Genomic DNA, 13,157 nt, shown 5'->3' on the forward strand with positions numbered 1-13,157 from the left:
TTGAGGTCGACGAGCCGCTGCTCGAGGTCTCCACCGACAAGGTCGACACTGAGATCCCGTCCCCGGTTGCTGGCACGATCATCGAGATCCTCGCTGAAGAGGACGACACCGTAGAGGTCGGCGACGTCATCGTGGTCATCGGTGACGCTGACGCGGCTGCTTCCTCCGACGACTCCAACGAAGACGAAGCCGAGGTCGAAGAGGCTGAGGAAAAGGCCGAGGAGAAGGCTGAAGAGAAGAAGCCGGAGCCGAAGGAAGCACCGAAGAAGGAAGAGCCGAAGGCTGCATCCACCGACTCCAAGAACGCTTCTGCGAAGGTCAACAACGGCGACAACGTCCCGTACGTCACCCCGCTGGTGCGCAAGCTGGCTGAGAAGCACGGCGTTGACCTGAACACGGTTGAGGGCACCGGTGTTGGTGGCCGCATCCGTAAGCAGGATGTCCTGGCTGCTGCCGAGGGCGGCAAGGCTGAGGGTGCATCTGCTTCCTCGTCTGCGACGAAGGAGCAGACGCAGCAGCCGAAGGGCGAGCGCGCTAACTGGTCCACCAAGTCTGTGGATCCGGCGAAGGCGGAGCTCATCGGCACCACCCAGCGTGTGAACCGCATCCGCGAGATCACCGCTGCGAAGATGGTCGAGTCGCTGCAGACCACTGCTCAGCTCACCCACGTGCAGGAAGTCGACGTCACCCGTGTGGCGGAGCTGCGCAAGAAGGTGAAGCCGGCGTTCGTCGAGAAGCATGGCGCAAACATCACGTACCTGGCCTTCTTCATCAAGGCCACGGCAGAGGCGCTTGTGTCCCACCCGAACGTGAACGCTTCCTACGACGCGGATGCGAAGGAGATCACCTACCACGAGGACGTCAACATCGGTATCGCTGTTGATACCCCGATGGGTCTGTTGGTGCCGGTGATCAAGCAGGCGCAGAAGAAGAACCTTGCGGAGATTGCGAAGGCGATCACCGACCTGGCCGAGCGCGCACGCAACAAGAAGCTGCGTCCGGACGACCTGTCTGGCGCAACCTTCACGGTGACCAACATTGGTTCCGAGGGTGCGCTGCTGGATACTCCGGTGCTGACCCCGCCGCAGGCTGGCATTCTGGGTACGGCTGCGATTGAGAAGCGCCCGGTCATCGTGACCGAGGATGGCATTGACTCCATCGCGATCCGTCAGATGTGCTACCTGCCGTTCACCTACGATCACCAGCTGATCGACGGTGCGGACGCTGGTCGTTTCGTCACGACCATCAAGGACCGCATCGAGGAGGGTGACTTCGAGGCTGACCTCGATATCTAACCTCTAGCAGGCGAAAGCCCGGCACTGATTTATGTCAGTGCCGGGCCTTCTTTTTATGTTTACACTGGCGCGCATGACAGGCACATTCAAATCTTTCCGCAACAACACTGAACATTTCATGCGCGAGGCACTCGGCGGCCTTGTGGCCGCGCATCCTTTTGCGGAGTGGCACAACGAGGGGTTCGTGGGGCTTTTGCGTGACGACGACTCCCCCGCCCGCGTCGCCGTCATCTCCGGCGGCGGGTCGGGCCACGAGCCGATGCACGCCGGGTTCGTCGGCGAGGGGATGCTGGACGCAGCTTGCCCGGGGCTGCTGTTTACGTCCCCGAACGCGGTGCAGATTGGCGCGGCAACGGAGTGGGCAGACCGTGGCCGTGGCGTTGTGCATGTGGTGAAGAACTACACGGGCGACGTCATGAACTTCACCGTTGCGGGCAACCACGCCGATGCGGAGGTGAAGCAGGTGTTGGTGGCTGACGATGTGGCCACTGAGATCGATAACGATGACTCGCCGGGGAGGCGGGGTACGGGGGCGACGGTGATCGTCGAGAAGATTGCGGGCGCTGCAGCGGCTCGTGGCGACGACCTCGACGCAGTTGCGAAGGTTGCGCAGCGGGCGGCGGATCAGTCGCGAAGCATGGCGGTGGCGCTGCAGCCTGGCCACTCCCCGACCAGCGACCGTGCAACGTTTGATCTGGAGGAGGGCCAGATTGAGGTCGGTGTTGGTATTCACGGTGAGCCGGGTGTGGAGCGTCGTGATCAGGCAGATTCGAAGCCGTCGGCGCAGGCGCTGGTTGAGGAGTTACTCGATGCGGTGCTGGCTTCGCTCAAGGACAGTGGTGTTGCGGTGGGTGATGCCATGCTCTTTGTCAACGGCCTGGGTGGCACAAGCGAGCTGGAGCTCGATCTGGTCTTCGGCGAGGCGCTCAAACAGCTGTCGGATCGTGGCGTGACGGTGCGTCGCGGAATGCGTGGCTCGCTAGTGACGTCGTTGAACATGGCTGGTATTTCGCTTACAGTCACGGCGCTTGACGACGAGCTCATCAGCCTGCTCGACGCGGAAACCCAGGCACCAGCCTGGCCTGATTTGGTCCGTGACCCGCAGTATTCCGACGCCACGATGACGGACGACGAACAGCAGCCAGACAGTGGCGAGGCAAACGTGTGGCTTTCGGCCTTTGTGGATCGCCTCGCAGCTGCCTACGACGACCTGACGGCGCTAGACCGCGAGGCCGGCGACGGCGACTTCGGCCAGAACATGGAGGCGGCCTTCGGTGATATGACTACCCCGATTCGGGGCAATGATTCCGAGGTGCTGAACTTCTTCGCCCATCGGATGTTGGTTCGCGCGGGTGGTACGTCGGGGGCGGTGCTGGGCACGTTCTTCCGCGAGATGGCTGACGTGTTTGAGCGCGCCAATGTGAATTCGCGGGACGCGGACGGCCAGGCATTCGGAACAGCACTGGCTGAGGGCCTGCGAGACGGTGTGGCGGCCATCACCGAACTTGGCGGTGCGAAGGAGGGCGACAACACACTTATCGACGCCCTCGCGCCCGCGGCAAGAGCCGCCGAAGCACTCGGCGGTGCCGCGACTGTGGACGACGTCCTGGAGCAAGTGTTCACCGCCGCAGTTGAGGGCGCAAAGTCCACCCGCGGTATGCAGGCGAAGAAGGGCCGGGCCTCCTACCTGGGCGAAAGCGCAAAGGATGTGCCGGATCCTGGCGCGATTGCGGTGACGTGGTTGTTTGGTGCAGCGGACGTGAGGGAGTTCTAAAACCCTGGTAGACCGCTTTGTCTTATTGGTGGGTGTCACGGACGTGTTTGCCCGCTATGCTTGGGCGTGCTCGTACGCCCCGAGATAAGGAGCCTTCAGTTGGATTACATTTCCCGTCATATTGGCCCAAACCAGGATGAACAGCAGCAATTGCTGGACGCGCTGGGTTACGAAAGTATCGATGCGCTGATTGCTGCAGCGGTGCCAGGCGGGATCCTGGCTGAGCAGCCGCTTGATCTGCCGGATGCGCTTACGGAATACGAGGCTCAGGCTCGACTGCGTGAGTTGGCTGGCAAGAACAAGGTCTTGCGCGCGTTCTATGGCCAGGGCTTTAACTCGACTCTCACGCCACCGGTGATTCGTCGTGGTGTGGTGGAGGATGCTGGCTGGTACACCGCGTATACCCCGTATCAGCCGGAGATTTCTCAGGGGCGCCTGGAGGCGCTGCTGAATTTCCAGACCATGGTGCAGGATCTGACTGGTTTGGATATTGCGAACGCTTCGCTTCTCGACGAAGCCTCAGCCGCCGCGGAAGCAGTTGGCCTGATGGCTCGTGTGGTGAAGAAGGGTCGCCGTGTGCTGTTGGATGCTCGTTTGCATCCGCAGGTGATCAACGTGGCTGCAGAGCGCGCCCGTGCGATTGATCTTGAGGTTGAGGTTGTTGACCTCACCGAGGGTGTTGTCGGCGAGGACCTGGTGGGCGCGGTGTTTGCCTACCCGGGTACCGAGGGCGACGTTGCGGATCCGCGTCCGGTGATCGAGGCGATCCACGAACGTGGTGGCCTGGTTGCGGTTGACGCGGACATTCTTGCGCTGACGCTGTTGGAGTCCCCTGGTGAGTTCGGTGCAGATATCGCGATCGGCACCACGCAGCGTCTTGGTGTGCCGCTGTTCTACGGTGGCCCGCACGCCGCCTACATGGCTGTGCGTGAGAAGTTGCAGCGTCAGATGCCAGGCCGCCTCGTTGGCGTGTCCAAGGATGCGGAGGGCTACCCCGCATACCGCCTGGCGTTGCAGACGCGTGAGCAGCACATTCGCCGTGAGCGTGCGACGTCCAACATCTGTACTGCTCAGGCACTGCTTGCGGTCACCGCGTCGATGTACGCGGTCTACCACGGTCCGGACGGGCTGACGCAGATCGCTCGCACGATTCACCAGCGCGCGACGGATTTTGCTGCCGCTCTTGAGAAGGCTGGCGTGAAGGTCAAGCACGCCGAGTTCTTCGACACTGTTGCGGTGGAAGTTGAGGGGGCGCGTGGTGTCGTCGATAAGTTTGCGCAGGCAGGCTACCTCGTTCGCGCGATCGACGACAAGACTGTCGGCGTGTCCTTCGGCGAGGACACCACGGATGCGGATGTTTCGGCGCTGCTGGCCGGCTTCGGCGCGGAGGCTGCGACCGGCGAGTCTCGTATCCCTGCGGCACTTGTGCGCAAGACCGAGTTCCTCACCCACGAGACGTTTAACCGCATCCACTCTGAGACCCAGATGATGCGCTACATCCGCGAACTCGGCGACAAGGACCTGGCGCTGGACCGCACGATGATCCCGCTGGGTTCCTGCACGATGAAGCTCAACCCGACCGCGGGCCTTGAGGCGATTACCTGGCCTGATTTTGCCAACGTGCACCCCTTCACCCCGGACGAGTACACCGAGGGATGGCGCGAACTTATCGACGAAATCCGCTCCTGGCTGGTCGAAATCACCGGCTACGCCGAGGTGTCCGTCCAGCCGAACTCCGGTGCGAACGGCGAGTTGGCGGGCTTGTTGGCAATCCGTCGCTACCACGTGGACAACGGCGACACCGAGCGCGACATCTGCCTGATTCCGGCGTCGGCGCACGGTACGAATGCCGCGTCGGCGACGCTGGCGAACCTGCGGGTGGTCGTCGTCAAGACTGCTGCCGATGGTTCCATCGACATCAACGACTTGGACGAGAAGCTGGCCAAGCACGAAGGCCACGTCGCAGCCATCATGCTCACCTACCCCTCCACGCACGGCGTGTACGAGGAAGACGTGCGCGTGGTCTGTGACAAGGTGCATGCGGCTGGCGGCCAGGTCTACATCGACGGCGCGAACATGAACGCCCTGACCGGCATCGCCCGCCCTGGCGACTTCGGCGGCGACGTGTCTCACCTGAACCTGCACAAGACGTTCACCATCCCGCACGGTGGCGGTGGCCCGGGCGTTGGCCCGATCGGTGTGGCCGAGCACCTCATCCCGTTCTTGCCGTCCAACCCGAACGTGCCGCTGGAGCAGGCCGCTGCGGAGATCGACGGCTCGGCTGGCGTGCCGGTGGCCTCCACCCTGTTTGGCTCGGCTGGTGTGCTGCCGATTTCCTGGTCGTACATCGCCATGTCCGGTGCGGCAGGACTGCGCAGTGCCACGGCGCACGCGGTGCTGAACGCGAACTACATTGCGAAGGAACTCAACGACTCCTTCCCGGTCCTCTACACCGGCAACAACGGGCTTGTCGGCCACGAGTGCATCCTGGACCTGCGCGAACTCACCGATCAGTCCGGTGTGACCGCCGCCGATGTGGCCAAGCGTCTGGTGGACTACGGCTTCCACGCCCCTACCCTGGCATTCCCGGTTGCGGGCACGCTCATGGTGGAGCCGACCGAGTCCGAGGACCTGGCTGAGATCGACCGCTTCATCGAGGCAATGCGCTCCATCCGTGCGGAGATCCAGGAGATCATTGACGGCAAGATCGAGTACGAAAACTCCGTGGTCCACAACGCGCCGTACACCGCGCACAGCGTGGCCCGTGACGAGTGGCCGTACGAGTTCACCCGTGAGCAGGCCGCCTACCCGGTGGATCGTCTCGTCCACCAGAAGTACTTCCCGCCAGTGCGTCGTGTTGACGAAGCATTCGGCGACCGCAACCTCCAGTGCGCATGCCCGCCGCCGGAGGCCTTCGACATCACTGACGACACTAACGGCACCGACAACTAGGAGTAAGGAGAACACCCATGCCACAGACTCCCCTGTTTGCTAAGCACGAGGCGCTCAACGCCTCCTTCACCGACTTCGGTGGCTGGACCATGCCGCTGAAGTACGCCTCCGAGTTGGAAGAGCACCGCGCGGTGCGCAACGACGTTGGCATTTTCGACCTGTCCCACATGGGCGAAATCGACGTCAAGGGCCCGGACGCCGCGGCGTTTTTGGACTACGCGTTGATCTCCAACATGTCCATCCTGAAGGTGGGCAAGGCGAAGTACTCGATGATTGTCGATGAACACGGCGGCATTCTCGACGACCTGATCACCTACCGCTTCGACGACGACCACTTCATGGTTGTGCCCAATGCTGGCAACACCGCAGCCGTATGGGCGGCGTTCGAGGCACGCAAGGGGGACTTCGACGTCGAGCTGCGCAACGACTCCGAAGCCACCGGCCTGGTTGCCGTCCAGGGTCCGCGCTCCCTCGAGGTGCTCAACCCGCTGCTGGACGGCGATGCTGGCGCGCTTGAGTACTACTCCGGCGCTTGGTTCTCGCTTCGCTCGAACCAAGCGACAATCGACGTGTTTGTCGCTCGCACCGGTTACACCGGTGAAGACGGCTTCGAACTGTTCTGCGCGGCCGAAGACACCGTTGCCGTGTGGGACGCCGTCATCGACGCTGGCACCCCGTGTGGTTTGGCTGCACGTGACTCGCTGCGCCTCGAGGCATCCATGCCGTTGTACGGCAACGAACTGACCGTTGACATCACCCCGGTGGAGGCCGGGATGGGCCGGGCGTTTGCAAAGAAGGAGGCGGACTTCGTCGGTAAGCAGGCGCTCACTGGTCGTGAACCAAGCGTCGTTATCGCTGGTCTGACGTCTGAGCAGCGCCGTGCCGCACGCCAGGGATCCGACGTGTACCTGGCTGGCACTGAGGCCAAGATCGGCGTGGTCACCTCTGGCCAGCCGTCGCCGACGCTGGGATACCCGGTCGCACTCGCACATGTGGATCCGGCACACACGGAAGTGGGCACCGAAGTGGAAATTGATATCCGCGGACGCCGCTACCCGTTTACTATTGCAGCAACCCCGTTTTACACCCGAGAGGACGCATAACTATGGCTCTGAAGCAGGATTTCTACTACTCCGAGGACCACGAGTGGATCAACGCCACCCCGGACACCGCCGTTGGCCAGACCGTACGCGTGGGCATCACCCACGTCGCTGCTGACCGCCTCGGTGAGGTTGTGTTCGCGGAACTGCCGCAGGTCGGCGACACCGTCACCGCAGGCGAAACCTGCGGTGAGATCGAATCCACCAAGTCGGTCTCTGATCTGTACTCCCCGGTCACCGGCACGGTCACCGCTGTCAACGAGGACATCGACGGCGCGTATGAGGCTATCAACAACGACCCGTACGGCGAAGGCTGGCTCTACGAGGTTGAGGTCGAAGAGGTCGGCCCGCTCATGACCGCCGACGAGTACGGCGCCGCTAACGGCGTGTAGTACACATCTCTGCCGGGGACTAGGGTTGGGCGCATGACTGCGCCACGTGACCCGTTTTTCCCCGCAGAGAAGTCCATCCGAGCCTCAGACTCGCCCATTGACGTGCGCGAGCTGGGGCTCGTGGATTATCAGCAGGCCTGGGATCTTCAGGCCGAGATTGCCGCGCAGCGCGCCAAGGATGAGGTGGGCGACACCATCCTGGTGTTGGAGCACCCCTCCACATTCACTGCCGGCAAGCGCACCCAGCCGGAGGATATGCCGGATGCTTCCTACCCCGTCCCGGTTGTGACGGTGGACCGTGGCGGTCGCATCACCTGGCACGGCGAAGGCCAACTCGTGGTGTACCCGATTATTAAGTTGGCCGAGCCGGTAGACGTCGTCGATTATGTGCGCCGCCTCGAAGAAGCCCTCATTCAGACCGTGCGGGCAGCCGGGGTGACCACCGCAGGGCGTATCGACGGCCGCTCGGGCGTCTGGGTACCCGCTGAAACCAAGGCGGCCTCCCCTGAGGCCTCGACACGTGAGCGCAAGATCGCAGCACTTGGCATCCGCATCACCCGCGGGGTGACCATGCATGGGCTGAGCCTGAACTGCGACAACACCCTCGAACACTACGAACACATCGTCGCCTGCGGTATCGACGACGCCGACGTGACCACCATGTCGCTCGAACTCGGACGCGACATCACGCCTGCCGATATGGCTGGCCCTGTCGTGCACGAACTCAAACGAGCTTTGGCTGGTGAACTGGTGGTTGCGGACCATACGTTTGCCACTCGGCCGGACCCGTCGAAGGGTTTGACAAAACATGTACGGTAGGGGGCGTGACTGTAGCACCAGAAGGACGCAAGCTGCTGCGCGTTGAGGCGCGCAACTCGCAGACACCAATTGAGAAGAAACCACGCTGGATCCGCAACTCTGTAAAGACCGGTCCCGAATACGAGGACATGAAGCAAAAGGTCAAGGGAGCGGGGCTGCACACCGTGTGCCAGGAAGCCGGCTGCCCCAACATCCACGAGTGCTGGGAATCGCGTGAGGCAACGTTCCTCATCGGCGGATCGCGTTGCTCGCGCCGTTGCGATTTCTGTGACATCGCCTCCGGCAAACCGGATCCGTTGGACCGCGACGAACCGCGTCGCGTGGCAGAAGAGGTCAAGAGCCTCAACCTGAACTACTCCACCATCACCGGTGTGACCCGCGACGACCTCGAAGACGAGGGTGCTTGGCTATACGCAGAGGTCGTCCGCAAGATCCACGAACTTAACCCAAACACCGGCGTGGAAAACCTTACTCCGGACTTCTCCGGCAAGCCGGATCTGCTCCAGGAAGTGTTCGAAGCACGCCCTGAGGTCTTCGCCCACAACCTGGAGACTGTCCCGCGCATCTTCAAGCGCATCCGTCCGGCGTTCCGTTACGAGCGATCTCTGGACGTTATCCGCCAGGCACGTGACTTCGGTTTGATCACCAAGTCCAACCTCATCCTCGGCATGGGCGAGACCCGTGAAGAGATCCTTGAGGCGCTGCAGGACCTGGTTGATGCCGGCTGCGACATCATTACCATTACGCAGTACTTGCGCCCAGGCCCGACGTACCACCCGATCGATCGTTGGGTGAAGCCGGAAGAGTTCATCGAGTACCGCGACGCTGCTTACGAGATGGGCTTCGGCGCTGTCATGTCCGGTCCGCTGGTCCGCTCCTCCTACCGTGCAGGCAAGCTCTACGTGGAAGCAATGAAGCACCGTGGGCTCGAACTGCCGGAGAACCTGAAGCACCTCGCGGAAACGTCTCAGGGTGAGACCGCGCAGGAAGCCTCGTCGCTGCTGAAGAAGTACGGCGCGTCTGAGGACCACCCTGTAGAGACCCACTAGGGGTCTTTGGCCCGCGTCTTAGCTGTGGCATACAGTATTGGCCATGGCTAAGACGCAGGACAAGGCAGCCGCAAAGGCTGCGAAACAGGAACAGCGCGCGGCGAAGCGCGCGAAGAGCAAGGCAACGCGCGGGCAAATCGTCCAGGCGTTTAATATTCAGCGTAAGCGCGACAAGGCGCTTATCCCGATCATGCTGGCCTGTGTGCTCGGCGTCGGGTTGCTATTCTTCCTCCTCGGCCTGTGGTGGGGCATGAAGTGGCTCTGGCTCGTCTTCGGCCTCGTTCTGGGTGCCGTGCTGGCAATGTTTGTCTTCTCCCGTCGCCTGGAGCGCTCCATGTACGAAGAGGTCGGCGACACCCCAGGCGCTGCCGGCTGGACACTGGAGAACATGCGCAACACGATGGGCATCGTGTGGCTGACTAAGACCGGCGTGCAGGCGAATACTTCCATGGACACCGTCCACCGCGTGGTGGGCAACCCGGGTGTGGTCCTGGTCGGCGAGGGTAACCCGAACCGTTTGAAGGCCCTGATGTCCAAGGAGCACAAGCGCGTCGACCGTCTGCTGGCTGGTGTACCGATCTACGAGGTGTATGTCGGTGAAGGCGAAGACCAGGTGCGCACTCGCGATCTGCAGAAGCACCTGCTGAAGCTGCCGAAGAACTACCAGAAGAACGAGGTATACAACCTCGCAGCGAAGTTGGACGCAATGGATTCACGCGCACGCAACGGCCAGATACCGGGCCTGCCGGGTGGTCCACTGCCAAAGCAGGCACAGAACATGGCGGGTATGAACCGCAAGATGCGCCGTATGCAAGAGCGCAAGGGCGGAAAGTAACCCCCGAATCCCCCCTGTGATCCGCTCGCTACCTGGAACGGATCACTGTTGTGGTGGTGGCGCGGTCATGCATGCCGCGCCCGTCGGCGTCGACAAGCGCTGCGGGCAACACGAAGCCGGTGAGGACGGTGCGCAACGCTGCGCGCCACAGTCCCACCGGCGCCTCTTTGTCTACACGCGCCACCCCCATGCCGAGTGCAGCCATACCTGGGGTGCGGGCGAACAACCAGCCTCCCAGGATTCCCAGCACGATCCACAGCAGGTAGGTCAGCGTGTACTTGTCCCCCAACGCTGAGGTGTTCTGGGTGATCAGGGATGCAGCGATCGCGCAGATTGTCCAGTCGATGAGCACCCCGCCCATGCGTCGCGCCACCGATGCTTGCGAGCCGGCACCTTTCTCCGGCATGCCGAGGAACTCCCCCGGATAGGACGGCAGATGGTCCTCGCCGTTGAATTGATTAGGGATTTCTGGGCCGTTGCGCCAGTCAGGTCGTCGATTAGCAGCCATACTCTATGAGCCTAGCGGTGTACAGGTCTACACTTGTAACCGCTTATGACAGCCGACCGACGAGGAGTACCGCCCGTGTCCTTCGACAACATCGAAGACGTTAAAAAGTTCATTGTCGACGAGGGGGTGGAATTCGTTGACGTGCGCTTCACCGACGTGCCCGGCATCGAACACCACTTCTCCATCCCGGCCTCCATGTTCGACGAAGACGTGATGGAAGAGGGCCTCGCTTTCGACGGCTCCTCCATCCGCGGCTTCACCACGATCGAAGAGTCCGACATGACGCTCATGCCGGACCTGGCCACCGCGAAGCTCGACCAGTTCCGTGGCTCGAAGACGCTAAACGTGAAGTTTTTTGTCAACGACCCGTTCACCCACGAACCGTTCTCGCGCGACCCGCGCAACGTAGCCAAGAAGGCCGAGGAGTACCTGCGCTCCACCGGCATCGCAGACACCTGCTCGATCGGCGCCGAGGCCGAGTTCTACCTGTTTGACTCCATCCGCTACGAGGTGGACGCCCATACTGCGTTCTACGAGATCGACGCGGAAGAAGGCTGGTGGAACCGTGGTGCCGAGGCTGATGTCGATGGCGGCCCGAACCTGGGCTACAAGAACCGTGTGAAGGGTGGCTACTTCCCCGTCCCGCCGCACGACAAGACCGTCGAGGTGCGCGACGCGATGGTGCGCAACCTGGCTGAATCCGGTTTTGAGATCGAGCGTTTCCACCGCGAGGTGGGCAACGGCGGCCAGCAGGAGATCAACTACCGCTTCAACACCCTGCTACATGCGGCGGATGACCTGCAGGACTTCAAGTACATCATCAAGAACACTGCCACCCAGTTCGGTAAGACCGTCACGTTCATGCCGAAGCCGCTCGCTGGTGACAACGGCTCGGGCATGCACGCCCACCAGTCGCTGTGGAAGGACGGCGAGCCGCTGTTTTACGACGAGTCCGGCTACGGCGGCCTGTCCGACATCGCCCGCTGGTACATCGGCGGCCTGCTCGAGCACGCAGGTGCCGTACTCGCCTTCACCAACCCGACGCTGAACTCCTACCACCGCCTAGTGCCGGGCTTCGAGGCCCCGATCAACCTGGTGTACTCCCAGCGCAACCGTTCCGCTGCCATCCGCATCCCGATCACGGGTGCGAACCCGAAGGCGAAGCGCATCGAATTCCGCGCACCGGACCCGTCGGGCAACCCCTACCTCGGCTTCGCAGCCATGCTCATGGCAGGTATCGACGGCATCAAGAACCGCATCGAGCCGCACGCCCCGGTGGACAAGGACCTCTACGAACTGCCACCAGAAGAGGCCAAGGACATCCCGCAGGCACCGACCTCGCTTGAGGCTGCCCTGCAGGCGCTTGAGGCTGACCATGACTTCCTCACCGAGGGCGACGTGTTCACCGAGGATCTCATTCAGACCTACATCAAGCTGAAGTACGACAACGAGATCACCCCGGTGCGCCTGCGCCCAACGCCGCAGGAATTCGAGATGTACTTCGACTGCTAAATCAGAGGCAAAACAGCGGCTCGACGGTGGCTGAAATAGGCAGTGGTTCTCCGCTAAGCCTTAGATAACTTTGTATAGCCTGACCTGCGGAAGGTCAGGCTATACATGCTTGCGCAGGCAAAACAATCGGTTCATAGTGGGCGCTATGACTGATCTGATGGCACGCCCCAATGACTGCTCCGCCGACTGCCCGGTGGTGTACGACCTGCACCCGATGCAGCACGTTGAGCCTGGCACCAGCGAGCGGCTCAACCGCCTCCGCGCGGCCGTCCTTGGCGCGAACGACGGCATTGTCTCCACGGCGGCTGTCGTCGTGGGTGTAGCGGGCGCGACCGCGAACCAGACGACGATTGCCATGTCCGGTTTGGCCGCCGTCGTTGGTGGTGCTGTGTCGATGGCGCTTGGCGAATACGTCTCGGTGTCGTCGCAACGCGACTCGGAGCGCTCCATGGGCTTTGCGGAGCACCAGCAGGTCAATCCATGGTCAGCCGGTATCGCGTCGTTCCTGTCGTTCATCTTGGGTGCGGTGCTGCCATTTGTGACCGCGATACTGGCGCCGGAGTCCGTCCGCATTGTGTCGATCTTCGCTGTGACGCTCGTTGCGCTTGCACTCACCGGCGCACTGTCGGCAAAGCTTGGCGATTCCCCGGTGCTCCGCCCGGTTCTGCGCATCGTCGTCGGTGGAACACTCGGCCTAGCGATGACTTTTGCGGTGGGTTCGCTCTTCGGCGCCGCTGCACTTTAGTGTCCAGAGTGGCGGTAGCGATTTGGATCGTATCCGTTTGACGTGGGAAAACACCCAAACCACACAACTCCACACAAACCACATAACTTCACATAACATCGGTAGTGTCGCCGACATCCTGCGCGTGCCAGAGGATGAGTATCCCGAACTGCCGAATGGCCAGGTACAACAAAAGG

Annotated in this window: 11 protein-coding genes; 10 read left to right on the plus strand and 1 reads right to left on the minus strand. The window is 62.2% G+C overall.

Annotated features, from left to right (window positions below; all coding sequences use genetic code 11):
* The 8 genes from sucB to HMPREF3048_RS06325 all read left to right on the plus strand — a co-directional run.
* The coding region (sucB, locus tag HMPREF3048_RS06290; RefSeq protein WP_246818860.1) for a 2-oxoglutarate dehydrogenase, E2 component, dihydrolipoamide succinyltransferase at nt 1-1,295 on the plus strand (1,295 nt) is incomplete at its 5' end.
* Nucleotides 1,296-1,368: 73 nt separating this feature from the next.
* Nucleotides 1,369-3,069: a dihydroxyacetone kinase family protein gene (locus HMPREF3048_RS06295; protein ID WP_246818861.1), complete on the plus strand. Its 1,701-nt coding sequence runs from the start codon at nt 1,369-1,371 to the stop codon at nt 3,067-3,069.
* A 99-nt stretch (nt 3,070-3,168) separates the two neighbouring features.
* Entirely contained in the window at nt 3,169-6,021 is a 2,853-nt protein-coding gene (gene gcvP, locus HMPREF3048_RS06300; RefSeq protein ID WP_070771542.1) for an aminomethyl-transferring glycine dehydrogenase, read from the plus strand.
* Between the two features lie 17 nt (nt 6,022-6,038).
* On the plus strand, nt 6,039-7,124 hold the full coding sequence (gcvT, locus tag HMPREF3048_RS06305; protein ID WP_070771544.1) for a glycine cleavage system aminomethyltransferase GcvT: 1,086 nt from the start codon (nt 6,039-6,041) through the stop codon (nt 7,122-7,124).
* Between the two features lie 2 nt (nt 7,125-7,126).
* Entirely contained in the window at nt 7,127-7,513 is a 387-nt protein-coding gene (gene gcvH / locus HMPREF3048_RS06310) for a glycine cleavage system protein GcvH (RefSeq protein WP_070422154.1), read from the plus strand.
* Between the two features lie 33 nt (nt 7,514-7,546).
* Entirely contained in the window at nt 7,547-8,332 is a 786-nt protein-coding gene (lipB, locus tag HMPREF3048_RS06315) for a lipoyl(octanoyl) transferase LipB (protein WP_070614604.1), read from the plus strand.
* A gap of 5 nt (nt 8,333-8,337) precedes the next feature.
* Entirely contained in the window at nt 8,338-9,381 is a 1,044-nt protein-coding gene (lipA, locus tag HMPREF3048_RS06320; protein ID WP_070771546.1) for a lipoyl synthase, read from the plus strand.
* Nucleotides 9,382-9,424: 43 nt separating this feature from the next.
* Nucleotides 9,425-10,216: a DUF4191 domain-containing protein gene (locus tag HMPREF3048_RS06325; RefSeq protein WP_070771547.1), complete on the plus strand. Its 792-nt coding sequence runs from the start codon at nt 9,425-9,427 to the stop codon at nt 10,214-10,216.
* 28 nt (nt 10,217-10,244) lie between these two features.
* Here the strand turns inward: HMPREF3048_RS06325 and HMPREF3048_RS06330 are convergent, their stop codons facing one another.
* Nucleotides 10,245-10,724, minus strand: a complete 480-nt coding sequence (locus tag HMPREF3048_RS06330) for an RDD family protein (protein ID WP_070771549.1) — start codon at nt 10,722-10,724, stop codon at nt 10,245-10,247.
* A gap of 45 nt (nt 10,725-10,769) precedes the next feature.
* Here HMPREF3048_RS06330 and glnA point away from each other — a divergent pair, with 45 nt between their 5' ends.
* Both glnA and HMPREF3048_RS06340 read left to right on the plus strand, forming a co-directional pair.
* The gene (gene glnA, locus HMPREF3048_RS06335; protein ID WP_371326164.1) at nt 10,770-12,236 is read left to right on the plus strand and encodes a type I glutamate--ammonia ligase; all 1,467 of its coding nucleotides are present in this window, start codon (nt 10,770-10,772) and stop codon (nt 12,234-12,236) included.
* A gap of 214 nt (nt 12,237-12,450) precedes the next feature.
* Nucleotides 12,451-12,981, plus strand: a complete 531-nt coding sequence (locus HMPREF3048_RS06340; RefSeq protein ID WP_208856598.1) for a VIT1/CCC1 transporter family protein — start codon at nt 12,451-12,453, stop codon at nt 12,979-12,981.
* The last annotated feature ends 176 nt before the right edge of the window (nt 12,982-13,157 follow it).

The sequence above is a fragment of the Corynebacterium sp. HMSC075D04 genome (assembly GCF_001815635.1).
Taxonomy (GTDB): Bacteria; Actinomycetota; Actinomycetes; order Mycobacteriales; family Mycobacteriaceae; genus Corynebacterium; species Corynebacterium coyleae.